Below are 20,248 nucleotides of genomic sequence, written 5' to 3'. Positions count from 1 at the left end.
ATTCGTTTATTTAGGACCCAGATTTTGTTTCACCAACTGCACGAATTGATCGACCGGAACAACACGCACATTGTCATTCAATCCATCAATGACGGTTTTGATACTTTGCTGGTTCTTTGTCCAGCAATGTACAAATACAAAAGTATATCCGTCGGCACTATGCGGATTGGCAGAGCGGCTATTGATCTGAGAAATGACAGTCGATTCTTCACCTCTGTTCGAGCCACCGTCGATGCCTTCCCATAATACGCTTCTCTGCTCAATCACCGGCTTGCCATTATCCGAAAATTTGATTCTTCCATCCCCTTTTTCTCCATATCCTGTGTAGAAAATCGCATCGATATTAGGCTGAGCCAGATACTTATTGTAAACTTTCGGATTATCCATAATCTTCTGATCCAGAATATTACAGATATTCAAGCCTGACTTATCGACATACTCATTCAACTTAGCCAGATAATCGTCCAGGTCGGCATCCGACATCTTACTCGGGAATATATAGCTGCTGCCACTCGGACCCGCTACAAAGTAATCGCCTTCTTTGCTATTCTCATAGTACCAGCGTAAAGCAGCCGGAGCCAAATCGTACAGAGAAGGTGAAATGGTATATCCGAGTGGGAATTGGCCGTGCAGGTCATGATCCATGTATCCTTGTTGCCCCCAAAGGTTAAACGCAATATTATCACCGTCACTGACGAGGAATGTCACATAGTGCACATTCTCTTCGGTAACCACTTCTTTAGTTGCCGGACGCTGTTTCAGTCCTGTTGTATCATATATACTACTCAACGTGGCCAGATTAGCCGCCTGATCGGTCGGCAACATAGAAACACCCAATTGAGAAGCATTATTCACCATGCCCCATTCATCCAGATCATAATAACCGAAACAATAAGCTCCTTTATCCAGATCTTTCAGTATAGAAGTACGCCATGACCAATCCCTGCGCGCATTGTAGTCATAAAAAGCAAAAGCATTGGTCATTGTGATATAATCGCGCAGGTGATGGAAGATTTCCGGTTTCATATCGGCTGCAAGACTCTTGTCCAACTGGTCTTTATAATTCTCGTACAACCACTTCTCATCATAAGACCTTACGTCCATAAGTTCGGTTGTCACTCCCATTGCCTTTACCTTATCGACAAGAGATTCCGGTACCGCAATCCCCCGAAGCAACCCACATAAAGAAGTAGCTACATTGATCGAATGAGATTGTCCTTCCGAATAAGGCGTATAGACAATATACCCCTTGATCACTCCGGTTTCTACATAATGCTGTACCAACGGAGCCAAAGCATTATAAGTATTTACCGGAATTCCGTACTTATTCTGCATCTGCTTCAACCATACGGAAGAAGGACCTCCTTCATTGATATAAACCTGATCGCCCGTCACTCTTGCCGCAAGCCCTGCCAAAGTGGAAAGAATTACTTTCTCGCCATCATTCAGTCCTGTGATGGAAATAGAATTCAGGGATTTCAGTTCACGACCTTTCAGATGTATAAATCCCCTGTCCAGCGGTTCTGCCGGATCTATCAGCCCATCACCCGGTTCTTCACCCGGACCTCCCGGATTCTCGGTAGACGGAGTATATTTAGGAACGACCACACCTGCCGTCGGATCTTCCATACAGGAGATTAACAGACAGAACGTCAAAAGTATATAAATGTATTTTTCATGGTAATCGTTTTTTCTGTTATTTAATAATAGAAATCGCATTAATCTCTGCTACCGCTGTTGCCCATTTGCCACTATACACGGCAGTTATTGTCAGACGGAAATAACGTGCCTGCTTAAATCCCGGAAAATAGGAACGGAATTCCTCTTTTGCCCCCGCAGGAAGGTCGCTGTAAGTTCCTGCCGACTCCCACTTCGAGCCATCCAGACTGGTTTCCATCGTCATCTCCTGCGGCCATGCTTCACCATGATCTCTGGATACATACTGAAAGCCCAGCATTTTCACTTCCTGCCCCATATCTACTACGATATGATGTGGTGGCTGAGGCTCGTTGCCTTTCCATTGTGTATGCCAGAAAGTTCCTTTCAGTCCGTCAAAAGCGTGGATAGCGTGACCGTTATCCGACCCTTCGCCGCTCGTCTCTTCCGAAGAAACTTCTACCACCTGCCATGCAGTGCGGTCGGCCAATGGCATCGCCCATACATCCTCCGCACCACTCAAAAGGTAATATACTGTCTGCTGAATATGATCCGCCTGCGCACCTTCTACCGAAGTGATAGTGACCGGCAGCAAATAAGAATCAAACGGCTGGATTTTTCCCTGTGCATTTACCGTAAGCACCAGATCGGCAGAAGAACTCTCCCCGGCCGGAATCACAGTTTCTGTTGTCAGCGTATAGCAATCGGAAGGAAGCAAAGGATAGTCTGTCCCACACAAAGAATTATACTCCTGCACCTTCGCCTCATCCACAGTCAACTGTACCTTTACATCTCCTCCCACTTCCTTACCGGAACGGGTCACATAGTCACTGGCAGTCACAGCCACATGAAATACTTCTCTCAGTTCTTCACCCAAATCGAAGTTTTTAATCTGCAAAGTTTTGGCTTCCGGAATATATACTTTACAAACATCATCATCACTACATCCACTCAGCAAGGCAAACGAACAAAGTACCGCACTTGCCGCCATGACAAATCTATTTAGTTTCATACGAATAATCTTTCAAGGTTTACATTCTTTATTAATATCCGGGATTCTGCCCGTTTACCCATCCGTCTTCACCACCATTTTGCTCGCGGATCACCGGATTCTTGTCTATCACATACTGCGGAATGGGCTGATAATACATACGTGGCAGGAAGGTACGTTTACCAACTTCATGATAATTGTATTCCCACACACCATCTCCATTGGTATCTTCTATTTTCATACCGCCAATCGGTTTATTCATCACTCCGTTTTCACCATCACAAATCTTCCAGCGAAGAATGTCCCACCAACGCTTATCTTCAAACGCCAGTTCTATGCGACGATCTCTCCGAATGATTTCCCGCAACTGATTTTCTGTGATTCCCTGCGGATAAGTATCGTTGATAGAAGGCATATTATCTCCACGTGTTCTCACCATATCCAGATATTCGATGGCAGTCGGTTTATCTCCGGCTTCCAAAGAAGCTTCTGCATACATCAGCAACACATCTGCATAACGGAAGAAAATATAATTTGCCATTCCGTTGCTCATTTGCAGATTGTCCGCTCCATTCACGGATTCGTCAATCGTCTTACGAGTATAGTATCCCGTATTCGTAACGTCACTATCCGAAGAAGTATCAATCTCATTGGGACTACCTACGCCTACACGAGTGATAATCTCTTCCCCCTGCCACATGGATCCGTCATACAGGATGCTCTGGTAGAAGCGTTTCTCACGATTTTTATAAGGATTATTCTTATTGTAACCGGATGCAGGGTCAGTGATAGGCAATCCGTTTGCCATGCAATAGTCGTCAACCAGTTCCTGTGTAGGCTGCATATTTCCCCAACTGGACTGTACTCCTTTTACAAACACCGGACCGAACAGGCCTTCACGACGCCCGCCATTCTGCTTAGACATCTGGAAGTCGAAGATCACTTCATCGTTATTGTTGGTAGCTTCTGTCCAAAGGTCAAGAATAGTCGGTTGCAGACGATAGACCTGCAAGTCAATTACATCTTTCAAGGTAGCCGCAGCTGCTTCCCAGCGTTTCTTGTCTTTGCCCGGATTACGCAATTCACTGGCATGGAACAGTTCCACCCATCCTTTCAGCGTCAGAATTGCTCCTTTGGAAGCACGTCCCAGATCGGAACCGCTACGACGTGGAGGAAGATCATCTTTAATCTCATCCAACTCTTTGTCGATAAACTCAAATGTTTTCTGTGCAGTCTCACGCGGATAAAAGATATCCGTACTCACGTTATTATCCAGCACTTCCGTAATGATAGGCACACCACCGTACGCCATCCAGAGATAATGATAGAACCAGGCACGCAAGAAACGCGCTTCTGCAAGACGTTCTTTCTTATAATCTGCCGAGAAATCGGATTCTGTTACTTTTGTAATGAACAGATTACAGGAGCGGATACGTTCATACTGTCCTTTGGCGTCGTCATTGTTCTGACGTCCCCATTTCCACATATCCCAAGGGCCGGGTATCCAACTGGTAGGAGATAATGCTCCGGTATAAATCGTTGTACGGGCATTCATCCATTCCGCACCTACGTATGAATTATCCGAATATTGATCCAGATTCTGTGTTTCATTGTTCAGATGCGGCAACTGATTATAGATATCATTCAGAAACATATCGGCATTTTCTTCCGATCCCCAAACCGTTGTATCTCCAAAACGGTCTTTCGGCTCTATTTCAAGCCAGTCTTCACAGGCAGACAACAAGGCTAATGAGCCTGCCAGGCAAACTGTTTTTATTATATTATGTATTCTCATATTCTATCTTGTTATGATGGTTAACTAATTAAAAAGTAATATTCAAACCAAAAGCATATACAGCCTGCTGCATATAGTATTTACCATTAGCGGATTTAGCTTCCGGGTCAATCAATTCTTTCATAAACGGAGTCCATGTCCAGAGGTTTTGTCCGGAAGCATATACACGGGCAGAGCTGATACCAATAAAGTTCAGTGCCGAACGAGGCAAGGTATAACCGATTTCAATACTCTTCAAACGGATATAAGTAGCATCACGTACCCACCACGAAGAAGGTTGACGATGGTTATTCACCGTTACTTCACTGGTCAGACGGGGATAGGGTGCGTTCGTGTTATCCGGCGTCCAGTGATCACTGAATTGTAACTTAGTAGCCGAACCGGAATCAAAGAAAGGCATTACCAAAGTCTCCCCCAATGAAATGCTGGTACGGGTAGCCCCTTGAATCAATGCGTTCAGGTCGAAGTTCTTCCATTGGACAGTAGGAGCCAGACCGAAAATAATTTCGGGCGCCCAGTTAGAGAAGCCGATCACAGTCTGGTCGTGTTCGTCAATCTTTCCATCAGGCACTCCGTTAGGACCGCTTAAATCTTCGTAGCGCAAGTCACCCGGATATACCTGTCCCCAAGGTTGAGTAGCGATGCCGGCCTTTAAGGAACCGTCAGGATTGAAGTCGTCATAAGTAAAGTACCCCAAAGCATTGTATCCGAACATTGTTCCGTCGGGACGTCCTGTTCTGCGACGATTCGGATTATTAAAGGTGGCTTCCGTCTCAAATACTTCATCCAGAATATTACGTGCGAAAGTGAAAGTACCTTTTGCACTGATCATCCAGTCTTTGCCGATACGTTTGTTGAAATTCAGAGATAAATCAATACCTTGATTGTGCATACTTCCCGCATTGACCTGTGACAAAGGAATACCATATTCTGCCGGAACCAATGCATTCGGAGCCATCAGCATATTCGAACGCTTCTCATAGAAATAGTCAGCTTCTAGAGAAAACATACCGTTCAATACGGAAAACTCCACACCGAAGTCAAACTTCTTAGCTTTCTCCCAAGTAATGTTCGGGTTCCCCTGCAAGTTCTCCCACATACCCATCATAGGTACACCGCCAAAGTTTACAGCGTTTCCGAATCCGTAATCACTCATATATTGATAGGAACTACCAGCCAAATTTCCGGACTCACCATAAGAAAGACGCAATTTCAGTTTATCCATCCATTCGACATCTTTCATAAAGGATTCTTCCCGCAAGTTCCATCCCAGTGAGAAAGCAGGGAAGAAACCAAAACGTTTGCCTGGAGCAAAATAGTAGTGTCCGTCATAACGACCGGAAACTTCCGCCATATAACGGTTATCATAATTATATCCCAAACGGAATGCATAACCTACCTGACGTTCTTTCCAAGACGTACCACCGTTGCTGATATCGGCAGGGTCACTGCTTCCCGCATTGATTTCATCTATGTTAATATTATAATTCAGACGTTTGGCACTCATATTCCATACGTTTCTTTCGCGTGCTTCAATAACTCCGAGTCCGGTAACCGTATGCTTGCCGAAAGTCCGTGAGTAATTAATCATTCCCTGATAAGTCATGCTCACGCTTTCTTCAAACGATTGTTCCAGATTCGGTTTCTCCGGTCCCTGGAATCCTTCCACGAATTGATACGGAGTTTGTGATGCATCCAGTGTGTATACAGGTATCGGTGTCAGATATTTCTTTTTCTTCACACGATACGGGTCGTAGTTGATTACTCCTTTGATGCTTAACCCTTGAATGAAGGGAAGCTGTTGCTCTATGGAGAGAGAAGTATTCAGTTGGTCGGCCGGCTCCTGACGATATCCGCTACGATAGGTCAGCCCGAAAAGTGACTTACCTACATATTGTCCCCACAGACCATTCGAGTACTGTATAGCAGAGATAGGAGGTGTACGATATGCCTGATACATGATGTCGCCTGTATCGGCACCCGGATAATTCTTCTTTTCGTGCCATCCACCCAGACTTAAACTGATTTTCGTATATTTGGTGGCATCCACGCTTAAATTAGCCAGCAGATTAAAACGCTGGTAATCGGTAGTACTCCACATTCCTTCCTGATAAGAATATCCTAAAGATACGTAGTACTGGAATTTATCGCTACCACCGGATAATTGCAAGTTGTGATTCGTAATCACAGAATTGTTTTGTACCAAGTCACGCAGACCGTTGCTATTAGGATAACGGTCAGGATCGGCATCGGGGTCTCCGGCACAGGTTTTCCGGTACATTTCCAGATCATGCTGTGAGTAGGCATAATAATTGGGATAACCTGCATTCATAGCCGCTTCGTTTTCATCAAAGCATATTCATACGAATTAACCTGGTCAGTGATGCGGGTCGGGTTCTGAAAACCGATATATCCATTGTATGAAAGTACCGGAGCACCGCTTTTTCCCTTTTTGTTGTTACCAATACTACCCCATTGGCACCGGCCATACCATAAGGAGCTACGGCAGCTGCATCTTTCAGGATAGTAATATCCTCGATCATATTCGGATCGATACGTGAAAAGTCACGGGGAACTCCATCCACTACGACCAATGGAGATTGGTTGCCTAACGTAGCCACACCACGGATTCTCAAATCAGAACCATCAGCTCCCGGTTCTCCCGATCCTTGCTTTGCAATGACTCCCGCCATACGGCCCGCCAAACTATTAGAAATATTGATAACCGGCTTTTGCGCTACATCTTTTGTCTTCATGCTTGATACAGCAGCCGTAGAAGATATCTTCTTCTGCGTACCGTAAGCCACAACCACTACTTCTTCCAGAATTTCAGAATCTTCTTCCATCACAATCTGAATGGCATTCTGATTGTTCACCGGAATATTTTTTGTGGAAAAACCCACATACGTAACCGCTAATACCGAATTGGAAGGCAAAGATAACGTGAATTTACCATCGATATCCGTGATCGTACCATTGGAAGCACTTCCCTGCTCCATGATGTTAGCTCCGATAATAGGCTCGCCACTTTTGTCTACTACGGTTCCTTTGACTATTATTTTTTTACCTATTGATTTTTTCTCTACCTGCGTTTTCTTCAATGAGATGTAATTGTCGGCGTATTCATACGTCAGCCCTATTTGCGGCAATACATTTTCAAGCAATGCTTTTACCTGTTTATTCCGGGCATTGATTTTTACTTTCTGTTCGATATTGATGTCTTTTCCGTAGACAAACAAATATCCGGCCTGTTTTTCGACTTCGTGAATCAGTTCTTTTAGCGAAACCGAAGTTTTATTAATATTCACAACTGCTGTCTGTGCCTGAGCCTGATATGTAAAAAGGTTAATAAACAGGACCAAAGCGAGCAGTGAAAAGATTTTTTTCATAACTTTGCTAAGTGATTTTGTTAGTACTTAATTTTAGGTTCACAAAAATGTGAAACAGAGAAAGTATTAATAGCCGAGGAATTGGGGAGAGTGTTGCACCACTTTCCCCCTTTTTATTCCTCGTTTTGATGTCTATTTACTTTCGTTTCATTCTACTCCGTTGTGTTACATAGGCATTAAACTTTTAATCAGATTATTAATATATCGTTATCTCTCGCTGTGACAGTATTTTGTACTCAAATAAGTCCGCACGGCTAATCGCTTTCAGAATCGTTTCAATCTGATCGCTTTGCCGGAACTTACCCGAAATAATCTTACTCAACAGAGATGGATCATCTACAGTAAAATGAATATCATACCATTGCTCCAATCTTTCCAGCACTTCGCCCAACGGTAATTCTTCAAAGTCATAGATTCCTTGTTCACGGTATTCCTTTCCTCCAAAATGAGAAGAGGACTTAACCAGTTTTCCATCTATCAAAGATACTTTCTCGTCAGGTAATAAGTTTACCGACTCTTCAGGATATCCGGTAGAGCTGACTCTCACTTTACCCGAAAGCAAGTCTGTCTCAAACTTTTCGCTATTGCTATAAGCATATACATTAAATTCCGTACCAAGCACTCTTACATCATACTTCTGCGTTTGTACTGTAAAAGGACGGGAAGCATCCTTTGTCACTGTAAAAAATCCCTCTCCATCCAGTTCTACCATACGGGCATCGGACGAGAAAACAGAAGGCCACCTCAATGTAGAAAGTGAACTCAACCATGCTTCACTACCATCCGGCAGAGTTAAATGTACCCGTTGCCCCTTCGGAACTGTAATCTCCGTATAAGAGGGAGTCTCCGAACCAACAAGCATATACCAGGCAAGCATCCACGTCAGAGCTATCATAGCGGCTGCCGAAGTAGTATATCGTATGACTTGCAACACCCGTTTCCGCCTCTGCTTTTTCTCCTGGCGGTTCATCAGTGCTTCCAGATTCCGTTCGCCTTTCAAAGAATCATCTTCTCTGGGTAATAATCCGGACAGACCTACGATATTTTGCATTTCTGCAAATTCCCGTTTCATATCTTCGTTCTTTTCCAGTTCCTGAAAAAGCTCCCGTTTTTCCTCTTCGGTCGGTTCTCCGAAAAAGTATTGATTCCATTTCTCGTTCATCATATTGCGCGCTTTTAATAAGAAGACACAGCAACTTGCATTTACCACCAAAGGAAAATGAAAAAAAATCAAGGAAGGGAAGTAAAATCCAATAAGTTTAAGCTAAGAACTGTTTTGAAACGAACTTATCTGTTCGGATTTACTCTAAGATTTAATTCTTGATGCACACAGATTTAGTATTCATTATACTTAAATTTAATCGTCTGACAGTTGTTGAATTTTCGTCTGACAGTTGTTAGACGAAAAGATAACAATTGTCAGACGAAAGTTCAACAACTGTCAGACGAATAGATTTATAAGCAACCGGAACTAAATTCATTCATTATAAGCTGCAAATTAGTACTCAGCTTGACTAAAGTATATGGAATGGACTGAAGCAAAGACAATACATAGGCGATTTATCCTTATACGCTCAATAGAAGCAGCAAAGGCAGACAATGACGCAACTCTTCCCTAAGTTTTTTTAATGCGATAGCCATTTGACCTTCTACCGTATTCTGCGAAATGCCGAGTGCTCCGGCTATCTCACGGTATTTCATTCCTTTTAGTTTACTCATGACAAATATTTCCCGGCAACGTTCCGGTAAGTTATCAATTGCACGGCAGATCTGTTTTTCTACTTCGTCTATCGACATTTGGGAATCATCAAGTAGTTGCAGGCTATAAAGTTTCAGTTTAAACTCCTGCTCCATAATATCAGAAAGCGGCTGCCTGCGGTCTACTATAGAAAGTTGTGAACGAAGGAAGTTCAGACAACGATGCTTGACAGCGGAGAAAAGATATGCATCGGGCTGTTGCAGTTCCGGAAGTATCTCTTTACGTTCCCATAAATAGAGGAAAAAATCTTGTACTATATTCTCTGCGTCTCCCATAGCTCCTACATAAAGGGAAGCGAAACGAACCAAACGGGCATAGTAGGAAACATAAAGCTTTGAGAAAAGCTTTTGTGCCGTCAAGGGTTCGGAAGATGGAAGAGAATGTATCATAAACCTCATATTAGATGCACAAAGGTAACAAAAGAAACAGCAAAGACAAAGCCTGACTTTAAATTCCTATTGTATGACCGATACAGATCAAATCAATTAAGACTCTCTCCGTACCGGTCACTGAAAAGTATACTAAAACCTATTAAAACTACTTGGAATAAGAATATGGAAAGTCTGTCGGTTGGGTACCTCTTTGCTGATTCGGTACGCTGTCCATTGACAGATTCAGTTCTCCGCCCTGTTTCAGTTCATTATGCGTCAGATAGTTGCGTGTGAATTCTTGTCCATTCAACAGAGCTTTCCTTATGTATGGACGGTCTGCCGCATTATCTGCTGCTGAAACGACGAAGTTTTTCCCTTCGGGAAGATGCAGAGTTACCTTTTTAAATAACGGAGAACCTACCGCATATTCAGGCATTCCCGGACAAACCGGATAGAAACCCATAGCAGAAAATACATACCAAGCAGATGTCTGCCCGTTGTCCTCGTCGCCACAGTATCCTTTACTTCCGGAATTGTAGAGTTTATCCATAACATTACGGAGATGGTACTGTGTTTTCCAAGGCTGACCGATATAATCATACAAGTAAATGGCATGCTGCACCGGTTGATTGCCATGCGCATATTGTCCCATGTTTAAGGCAACCATCTCAGCTATTTCGTGGATAACGAAACCATAGGTTCCATAATTATAAGTGTTCGGGGCCACAAACATAGAGTCGAGACGGGCTACCATCGGTTCATGTCCGCCCATCAGTTCAGATAAACCTTCCGGATCGTGAAATACACTCCAAGTCCAGTGCCAGGAACTTCCTTCTGTGAAAGGACCGCCCCATTCCGTAGCATCAAAACGATCACGCCAATTGCCTTTGGCATCCTTAGTCCACATAAAACCATGTTCCGGATAATACAGATTGCGGTAATTCTGGGCTTTCTGATAATACTGGTCTGCGATATCCTGTTTACCCAGCGATTGCGCAAAGCGGGCGATACACCAGTCAGCATAAGCATATTCAAGTGTTTTGGCTGTAGCTTCGGGAACTTCCGGATAAGGTACATAGCCGAGCTTATCATAATACTCGAAGCCGTCACGTCCTACAGAAGCTATTTCCGCGTGGCGGGCCTGTGTCTGATGAATCATCGCTTCCAGAGCTTTTTCGGCATCTACCGTTTGTATCCCCTTCATCCATGCATCGACCAATAAGGAAACAGAGTTATTGCCAATCATGCAACCACGATGACCGGGGCTCGCCCATTCCGGCATAAAACCACTTTCATCATAAGCATTAAGGATAGATTGCGTCACGCGTTCCGAAACCTCCGGATAAAGTAACGTGAACAACGGATGAACCGCACGGAACGTATCCCAGAAACCATTATCGGTATACATATAACCATCATGCACGTTACCGTCATAAGGACTGTAATAAACAGGATTTCCTTGTGAATCAAACTCATAGAACTCACGCGGGAAAAGTAACGTACGATACAGGCAGGAATAGAAGGTACGAAATTGTTCGTCTGTTCCTCCTTCCGCTTCTACACGTCCGAGATAGTTATTCCACTGTTCACGGGCTTTCCCGCTGATCAATTGTACATCCGCATCGGCTACTTCACGATTAAAGTTGATGGCAGCCTGTTCGGGACTGATAAAAGAAGAGGCTGTACGTATGGTCAGTTTTTCACCTGCCGGAACATCAAATTTCAGATAGGCACAGGTATAATCGGCCGCTACATCGGTTTGATGGTGCAGCAGAGTATCTCCATTGTAAGTGCCGTATTCTATGACGGGATGACTGAATTCCATCATAAAGTAATTAGCAAAGTTATCCGGTACACCTCCGTTATTATATCGTGTCGCACCTTTTACCAACCGGTTTTCCGGTTCAATCGTTATTGAACTTCCTCCATGATATGCATCTACCACTACATACTGATCTTCCTTTTCGGGGAAAGAGACTTCGAATACAGCTCCGCGGGAAGTAGCAGAAAGAGACGTCTGCAATCCGTTATTGAATGTAACACTGTAGTTATAAGGAGTCGCTTTCTCCTGTTGATGTGAGAACGGAACCAGACGTTCTTTGTGACTCATTTTCAGTTCTCCGGCAAGCGGCATAATGGAAAATGTACCATAGTCATTTATCCAGGGACTGGGCTGATGTGTCTGCCGGAAACCGCGCATCAGACTATCGGCATACGTATACATCCATCCACTGCCATTCTCCCCGGTCTGCGGGCTCCAGAAATTCATACCCCAAGGCACTGCCACAGCAGGATAAGTATTACCATGCGAAAACGCAAAAGTAGATTCGGTACCCATCAGAGGATTCACGTAGTCTACAAACTCTACTGTCTTCTTTGACTGCTGACACGAGGTGAGCAGAAAAGGAAGACAGATTGATAAGAAAAACAATCTTGCAACCATATCTTATTATTATTTGCTTAAGTTTCACAAGCCTTCTGTATGGCTTTCTCCTTCCACGTTTGAAAAGAGAAAGCCATACAGAGAGCCTGTGAAACTCTAGTTAATTAAAATACCTCACTCAGATACTTCTTCGTCTGTTCCGGACGCTGGCTCATACGCAAACGCCATACCAGTTCCTGCATATTTACTACTTCAAAACTATCGTTCAGATGTCCTGCACAAAGCTTTGCCGCTCCGGCTCCACGAATATCTCCAGACTGGTTCTCAATCAGGGGATCTTCCGTCTGTCCGTGATCGGAGAAATTACTCCATGCATGCACACATACTACAGAAAAACTTTCCTGCTGTGCTTCCTGTTTCAATCTTCCGGCAATATAGGCAGGGGTACCTTCACGTTCCGCATTCCGGTTTCCAAAATTCCACAAAGAGTATTTCACCGTAATGACCGGGATATCATATCCTGCTTTATTCGTTACCCAAATAACGTCTCCTTCACCTCCTGCATAAGGGCTATACTGAAGCGCTACGATACCTTCCAACTGGTCATTGGCATCTACATAAGCCTGAAATGCTTCTTTGGCAGCTTCTGATTTTACATTCATAGCCATTACACCCAACAGTTTCACACGATGTTGACGCATATGCGCCGAAAGGCGTTCTGCCACGACTTGCAGATTCTTCGCCCGGTCACCATTCTCGCTATAATTGTCTACGTAATAGTAACCGCCTCCCAGCATTTCCAAAATAGAGCAATTCGGCTTTTGCTGACTCAACAGATTATCGAATTGTGCCGGTGCCATCATCGGAAGCACTGAAGCAGCAATACCATACGTCATCCGTACTTCTTCCGACTCCGCCGCATTATAGAAATCTTTAAAGTCATTCATCATCCACTGGATATTGTCACCATCGGAAAGGAAGAAAGAAACGAAATTCTTTTTCTTTGTATAATCCAGAAACTGCGGATTCTTCACGCGGGCCAATGTCGATTTCTGACGTTGAGAATAAAGCAAAGAAGTCAAGGAGTGATTGTAGCTCCAGTCACAAGGGATCATCGGATGACCGCTCTTGGAAACCAAATCAACAAAAGCATCTTCACTTACTCCCTGTTCCCATCCGTAGACAGGTGCATTCGGTTCCAACCAGGCAAGGATTTCTTTCAGCAAAGCTGTGTTTTGTCCGGCTATCGAAGTTCCCTGACGCTTATTCAAGTTCAATACGAAAAGTTCATTCTTAATGGCAAACTCACGCAATTCACCGGTTTGTACAGGCATGATCACCAATGCTTTGTTGCTGCATTTATCTTTGAACTCCGCCCATGCCTGCGCAGTAGTCTTGCTTCTTGCATCATATTTCATGGTATATCCTGCTTCTTCATAATATTCCTTGTCACGGACATCCACAATAATAGAATTATAAACATGAGAAGCAACAGATGCTACGACACCACTCTCCGGATTATGCTCAATATCCGTCAAGACATATCCGTCGAACATTCCTTTCAACTGAATAGTCACTCCGTCGGACGGACCATAATCATTACGTGCCAGTTCCAGTCCGCTCTGCATCCCCTGTTCGTGGATACCCATATCTTCGAGTGCCTGCTTAGACAGTTTATAGGAATCACTGCCACCGTGATCGTGCAGCCAAACAGCTATTTCACTTGTTCCCTGTTCTACGGCACGATTAGCCAGACCGGCCAATGACTGACACATCAGGTGGTACTGCAATCCGCGTACTTTCTCTGTTTGTCCCAGCTCATTACGGCTGCCTACCGTTACAACTTCCACACAATTCCAGTACTTCTTCGGTTTCACCTTCATTTCCGGCATATAGTATTGACCCACATTACTGATCGGATCATAAGCATCTGTATAAAGGGACGTGTTGTTTTCTTCGTTCAATCCTTGATTGATTTCCGGTGATTCGTACACTTCACAACTAGCCATTGTCAGGCTGAGCAACAGTGCAGCGCCACATATAGTCGTTTTCATAATTACTTCTTTCATTTGTTAGTTAACCATTAATCAATAACCTTCATTCTGAGATAATCCATCTACCTTGTTCCGTTCATCTTGCGGAATGGGTCGTACCAGATGGTTCTTGTTCAAATTATCATATTTCACCACAAACGGATTGTATGCGGGTACACGTGTCAGCAGTGTCTGAGTACGTTTCAAGTCAAACCAGCGGTCATGCTCTCCCATCAATTCACGGGCACGTTCATCCATGACAACATTTATATCCAGATCCGTCAACTTCATTGCTTCATAAGCGGTCGCATCTTTAGCGGCACGCTTACGTATACTGTTGATGCGTTCCAATGCCAGTTTCTTGTTTCCGGCACCCAGATAAGCCTCAGCACACAACAGGTAGGTATCACCCAAGCGGAAAATGACATCTTCACGAGAGCCGCCTTCGCCCCATTGTATCTTGGTATCGCTGAACTTACGTACCATCGGCATACGATCTGAAGCAGTTTCTAATACAGGAAGTGCCGTAGATTGCGGGTACCACACATATTCATCGTCCTGCTTGAACGGATAAAACCTTTTCGCGTTATTACTCATACCCGATTTATCGTTCCAACGGGGGAAATAGATTCCCAGCTTACCGTAATCAGCATTATCCGGATTGTTTATGTAATATTCACGTTTGAACGTCGCATCATAACGGGTATCCGCTTCCGGGTCGGTATAAAGCTCGTGCGCTTTCGGATTCACCCAGTATTTACGGGAAACACTAGAGTAATCATTCTGATTCTTAATGAACAGATCCGGCTCCAATGCTACAATATTAAATCCAAACTGTGCCTGTTGCGGATTTCCATCACCCCGATAGTTCTTATCCAGTCCATATTGAATCGCCCAGATTACTTCCGAATTAGCCTGATTGTTTTCATCGAATAAAGCAGCATAGTTTTCCTGCAAAGCATAACCGGAGGCCGGATTCTCTACCAGCAAATCAAATGTCGTTGCTGCATTGGAGAAGTCGTCTGCTTCAGCAAAGGATTTGTAAGCACGTGTCAGATACATTTTCCCTAAAAAGTGAATGACTGCGGCGTTCGTTACCTTTCCGGCTGAAATCGTGGTCATCTCCAATTTGTCCTTTATATCATTCAGTTCGGTAATGATGAAAGTGTAAATAGCCTGTTCGCCGGTACGTTCCGCCTGCTGGATAACGCTTGTATTCTCTTCGGTGAGCAAAGGTACGGGGCCGAATGTTTCTACCAGATAATAGTAAGCCATTGCCCGGAAAAAGCGGGCTTGTGCGGTCAGCGAAGTATAATCGCTTCCTGCAATATCCGGTGTGCAGCGATTCAGCAGGATGTTACTTTCCTGCACAATCTTATAGAGTACTTTCCAATAATCACCTACAATCGGAGCAGTGGAGTTGAAAGTCTTGTCATAGCCGTTGAACATACGTTCGGCAGGTTCTTCGGAGATAGCCATGTAGATATCAGTTCCGTAATACTGCAATTCACCTGTATTGAAAACATTGCGGTAACGGGCATTGATATCTGTCAACAATTTCTGTTGTCCTTCTTTAGTATTATAGAAATCGTCCGTTACTGCCGAAGGGTTATAACTATCCAGAAAATCGGAGCATCCGCTTAGCAAACAGATTGCTAACAGTGCCAAATATTTAATTTGTTCTTTTACTCGTTTCATAAGGTTTCAAGTATTTAGAAGGTTAAATTCACTCCAAAAGTAAACGTCATCGGATAAAGTGACAAAGACTTGTATACGTCTTCACCAATCGTTTCGGGATCCGGACCGAGATAGTCGGTGAAAGTAAACGGATTCTGCACATTGATGTAAGCACGTGCATTTTTCATCTTCATCTTCTTCATCCAGTTTTCCGGAAGGGTATATCCCAACGTAATATTCTGTATTTTCAGGAACGAACCGGAAATCTTACCTAATACCTGAGTATGGTAGGATTGCGCACCGATCTGCTGGTATTCATTACTGTGGTTTTCCGGAGTCCAGTACTTCACATTCAGCTTGTTCCAGTGTTCATTATCCCATGCGGTAAACATATAAGTGAAATCATCATTGTAGGTACCACCGATACGTGCATACATATAGAAAGACAAATCCCAGTTCTTGTAAGTAAAGGTATTGGTCATACCCGCTGTCCAGTCGGGTGACGGAGAGCCGAGTACTTTATAGTCACGTTCATCAATCACATAGTTCTCGTCCAGATCAGCTACACGGATATGTCCCGGTACTTGTCCATATTTAGCAGCCAGTTCCTTGTCTTCCGTCTGCCAGATTCCTACCTTTTCCAAATCATAGATCACTTTCATCGGCTGACCGATGAACCAACGGTTAGCCAAGTCATCCTTTTTATCACCGTAGAGGTCTACAATCTTATTACGGTTCAGAGAGAAAGTCATATTTGTCTTCCATGTGAAGTCCTTCTTTGAGATGTTCACCGTGTTCAGACCTATTTCCACCCCTTTATTGGAGGACGTTCCTATATTCTCAAGGATAGAGCCATAACCGTTGAGGTTACCTACCGAACGGGCGAAAATCAAATCTTTCGTAGTACGGTTATACACATCAATCGTACCGTTGATACGGTTATTCAGGAAGCCGAAATCAATACCGTAGTTCCACTCCGAGGTCATCTCCCAACGAAGATCTTTGTTACCTTTGCGGTCGCCTAATCCGAAAGCATTTTCACCTTTACCTCCATAGATATAATGAGTCAGGTCCAGCTTTGTCCAGGTAATATCATGGTCAATACTGTTGTTTCCCGATTTACCCCAGCTGACGCGGAGTTTCAGACTATTCAGCCAGTCTACGTTTTTCAGGAAATTCTCATTCTTCATCTGCCAGCCGACAGCTGCCGACGGCATAAATCCCCACTGATTGCCGGTAGCCAGACGGGAAGTTCCGTCATATCGCCCTGTTACAGTAAACAAGTACCGATCCATCAACGTATAGTTGACACGTCCCATGAAAGAAAGCATGGATGACTCCCAATAGTAACTCTTCACATCACGAATTTCCTCGGCTGTTTCGATCGCATGCCAGTCCGAGTTGTAAGGCAGACCGTCACCACGCATTTCGGAACCCTTATGAGTTTCTTTCTGTACGCTATACAAACCGATAGCATTCAGACGATGAATATTCTTCCAGATTTTATCATAAGTAATGATATTGTCCCATACCCAGTTCATATTCCGTCCTTCTTTCCGGTAAGCTTCCGGTGCATTGAGACCTCCTTTGGCTTGTGTCATCGTACCTACCCATTCTCCGTAAACATCCGAATCATATTGAACTGCAATCTGTGATTTAAAGCTCAGTCCTTTAATCGGCTGATATTCCAGATAACCGGAGAAATTGGTATAGTTTGCTTCTTTCTCTCTTTTATTATTTTCAATCTGAACAAATGGATTAATCTTGCTGGAAGTCGGCTGGCAATTAAACAGGTAGCTTCCGTCTTTATCGTATGGGCTGACCGTAGGCGGCAGGAAATATGCATTAATCAAAGCATCATTGGCTCCTTCATTCGTGTTATTCAGAGAAACATAGCTGTTAATCCCTGTTTTGAACTTATCAGAGAAGCGATATTCCAATCCGATATTGGCAGTAATACGTTCAAAACTTTCATCGCCTACCATACCGTCATCCTTCAAGTATCCCAAGCCGAATGAGAAAGATAGTTTATCCGTACCTCCGGTAGCGGAAACAGAATGACTGGTAGTCAATGCATTCTGCGACAGTTCACGCAACCAGTCATAGTATTCACCATGTTTGATACGGCGTTTCTCGTCATCAGTCAGAAAGTCCGGACGGCTCAGTGAAGCATCACCATACTTCTTTTTCCACAAAGCGGTGCGATAGTCTACATATTCCAGTCCATTGCCCATGTTACCAATCATTTCAGGAATACGGGTAGGAGTCTTGAAACCAACGTAACCCGAATAGTCGATATTAAAGCCCTGACGCTTGTTAGCTCCTTTGGTAGTGATAATCACCACCCCGTTTGCACCCCGCGAACCGTAGATTGCACTGGAAGACGCATCTTTCAAGATGTCGATAGATTCAATATCGGCAGAGTTCAGATGACGCATTCCCGTTTGAGAAGGTACTCCGTCGATCACGTATAAAGGTTCATTCGAGAAATTGAACGAGTTGATACCCCGAATCTCTATTTTCGTATCCGAACCGGGACGGTTGGAAGTCTTATTCACGAGTACACCACCGACACGTCCGTTCAGTGTTTCAGTGACATCGGTAGTCACCAGTTTACTTAATTCCTTGCTGGTAACGGATTGGATAGAACCTGTCAAATCTTTCTTTTCTACCGTACCATAACCGATAACGACTACTTCATTCAACTGCTTGGAATCATCTTTCAACTGAATGGTAAGGTTCGACTGATTCTGATTTACAGTCAGTTCCTGTGTCACGTATCCTATAAAAGAAACAGCAATCGTTTTTCCTTTCGGAACCTGAAGACTAAAATTACCATCCAAGTCAGTCACCGTACCGGTAGACATTCCTACCACCTGAACGCTGGCTCCGGGCAACGGTTCTTTTAAAGCGTCTACTACCACACCTTTCACTGTAAGCACCTGCTGTGCCTGCACACTTACCCATCCGCACGTCAGAAGCAGCAGGCAGAGGAAAGCCTTTATTTTTATCGTATTATTTTTCATACTCTTCGTCTGTTTATTAAGGTTAGTTCTCAACTTTAAACCATTTGTAGTTACCTACAATTTTCGCAACGTGTTTTCCTGTCTTATCCGGAATGTTGGTAACGTCTTCGGCCACTGTCGTGAAGTCCCACGCACATACCAGTCCGCTTTCTGTTCCCGTCACATCCGAGTTCATCAGCGTTTTTACCTCATTCGCCGATTTCGCAGTACTCCACATGCGGAATTTCTTAATAAATCCGGTCATACAGCGTGAATTGTCAGTCGGTTCCTGGAATGCCCACATATTCTGGTTACGGGTGTTAGGCATATAATTCTGTAATACTCCGGCATCATTCTTCACATCATTTGTCTTACTGAAGAATAATTCACCATTGACATACATTTTCAGCTGTCCTTCAGGCAAAGTATTATCCCACACCGTCACGACATGATTCCATTTGCCAAAATTATCAGGATAAGCGCGGCCTTCTTCCAGTACACGGCCTTCCTGTGGTCCCATACCGATCGTTGTACGAAGATTAGAGCCTAAGAAGTTGATCATCCATCCTTCATTCGGCTGCTTACCGTCAAAAGTAGAGAGGAAACTTCCAATTCCCGACTCAAAGAAACCGGCATCATACTTCACCCAGCTTTCTACGGTGAAAGTATTACCACCACCATAAGCAGGATCGGAACCAAATTCAATACGCCCTTTACCGTCAATACCGAATACCTTTAATTCGGCAGGCGTACCCGGTTGCAATGTCTGTTGATAGGAATCCTGAAATTCGGCAATCGCTTTTTCGGCGGCTATACAGTAGTTATCTATTTCATACTGTAGAACAAAGTAGCCAGCCATACCTTTAGAAATACCTGTTTGCAGTTCTTCGACAGCTTTTTGCAGGTTCTGGGCATTTGCCAATGGGAAAGTACCGTCACTTGTACCGATCTTTGCGGTATCAAGCATGTTTGTCATGTCGGTCAGATGCGTGTACATGCATTCAAGTGCAATAGGCCGCACTGAATCGCCGTTATCGCTCTTGCACGAGCTGACACACCAAACCAACAAACTGAATAAACAAAGTTTCATAAAGAATCTTGTTTTCATACGTATTAGGTTTTTAAATAAAACAATAAGTAAATAACATCGCTGCAAACATAATGTAGCAAGGTTAAACAACTTATTAGT

At 43.8% G+C, this 20,248-nt stretch carries 12 protein-coding genes; all 12 read right to left on the bottom strand.

From position 1 onward, the window contains the following. Positions 1–6: 6 nt before the first annotated feature. On the bottom strand, positions 7–1,629 hold the full coding sequence (locus HMPREF9007_RS23205; RefSeq protein ID WP_277754600.1) for a GxGYxYP domain-containing protein: 1,623 nt from the start codon (positions 1,627–1,629) through the stop codon (positions 7–9). A gap of 67 nt (positions 1,630–1,696) precedes the next feature. Next, complete coding sequence (locus HMPREF9007_RS23210) at positions 1,697–2,668, bottom strand: DUF1735 domain-containing protein (RefSeq protein ID WP_032850032.1); 972 nt, start codon at positions 2,666–2,668, stop codon at positions 1,697–1,699. Between the two features lie 31 nt (positions 2,669–2,699). Further along, the gene (locus HMPREF9007_RS23215; RefSeq protein WP_008759713.1) at positions 2,700–4,442 is read right to left on the bottom strand and encodes a RagB/SusD family nutrient uptake outer membrane protein; all 1,743 of its coding nucleotides are present in this window, start codon (positions 4,440–4,442) and stop codon (positions 2,700–2,702) included. A gap of 28 nt (positions 4,443–4,470) precedes the next feature. Then, positions 4,471–6,774, bottom strand: a complete 2,304-nt coding sequence (locus tag HMPREF9007_RS23220) for a TonB-dependent receptor (protein WP_277754599.1) — start codon at positions 6,772–6,774, stop codon at positions 4,471–4,473. 16 nt (positions 6,775–6,790) lie between these two features. Further along, positions 6,791–7,831 carry a carboxypeptidase-like regulatory domain-containing protein gene (locus tag HMPREF9007_RS27390; RefSeq protein WP_277754598.1) on the bottom strand — a complete coding sequence of 347 codons (1,041 nt, stop codon included), beginning with the start codon at positions 7,829–7,831 and terminating at the stop codon, positions 6,791–6,793. A gap of 196 nt (positions 7,832–8,027) precedes the next feature. After that, positions 8,028–8,996 (bottom strand): FecR domain-containing protein, encoded by a 969-nt coding sequence (locus HMPREF9007_RS23225; protein WP_008759712.1) that lies wholly within the window; start codon positions 8,994–8,996, stop codon positions 8,028–8,030. 401 nt (positions 8,997–9,397) lie between these two features. Next, entirely contained in the window at positions 9,398–9,979 is a 582-nt protein-coding gene (locus HMPREF9007_RS23230) for an RNA polymerase sigma-70 factor (protein ID WP_008759711.1), read from the bottom strand. A gap of 148 nt (positions 9,980–10,127) precedes the next feature. After that, positions 10,128–12,404 (bottom strand): GH92 family glycosyl hydrolase, encoded by a 2,277-nt coding sequence (locus HMPREF9007_RS23235; protein WP_008759710.1) that lies wholly within the window; start codon positions 12,402–12,404, stop codon positions 10,128–10,130. A 104-nt stretch (positions 12,405–12,508) separates the two neighbouring features. Further along, entirely contained in the window at positions 12,509–14,398 is a 1,890-nt protein-coding gene (locus HMPREF9007_RS23240) for a GxGYxYP domain-containing protein (protein ID WP_225710198.1), read from the bottom strand. A gap of 33 nt (positions 14,399–14,431) precedes the next feature. Beyond that, positions 14,432–16,075 (bottom strand): RagB/SusD family nutrient uptake outer membrane protein, encoded by a 1,644-nt coding sequence (locus HMPREF9007_RS23245; protein WP_008759708.1) that lies wholly within the window; start codon positions 16,073–16,075, stop codon positions 14,432–14,434. 14 nt (positions 16,076–16,089) lie between these two features. Then, complete coding sequence (locus HMPREF9007_RS23250; RefSeq protein WP_008759707.1) at positions 16,090–19,080, bottom strand: TonB-dependent receptor; 2,991 nt, start codon at positions 19,078–19,080, stop codon at positions 16,090–16,092. Between the two features lie 22 nt (positions 19,081–19,102). Then, entirely contained in the window at positions 19,103–20,167 is a 1,065-nt protein-coding gene (locus HMPREF9007_RS23255; RefSeq protein ID WP_016268641.1) for a LamG domain-containing protein, read from the bottom strand. Positions 20,168–20,248 lie beyond the last annotated feature (81 nt).

This window comes from Bacteroides sp. 1_1_14, assembly GCF_000162515.1.
Taxonomy (GTDB): domain Bacteria; phylum Bacteroidota; class Bacteroidia; order Bacteroidales; family Bacteroidaceae; genus Bacteroides; species Bacteroides thetaiotaomicron.
This window is presented reverse-complemented; position numbering and strand designations above follow the sequence as displayed.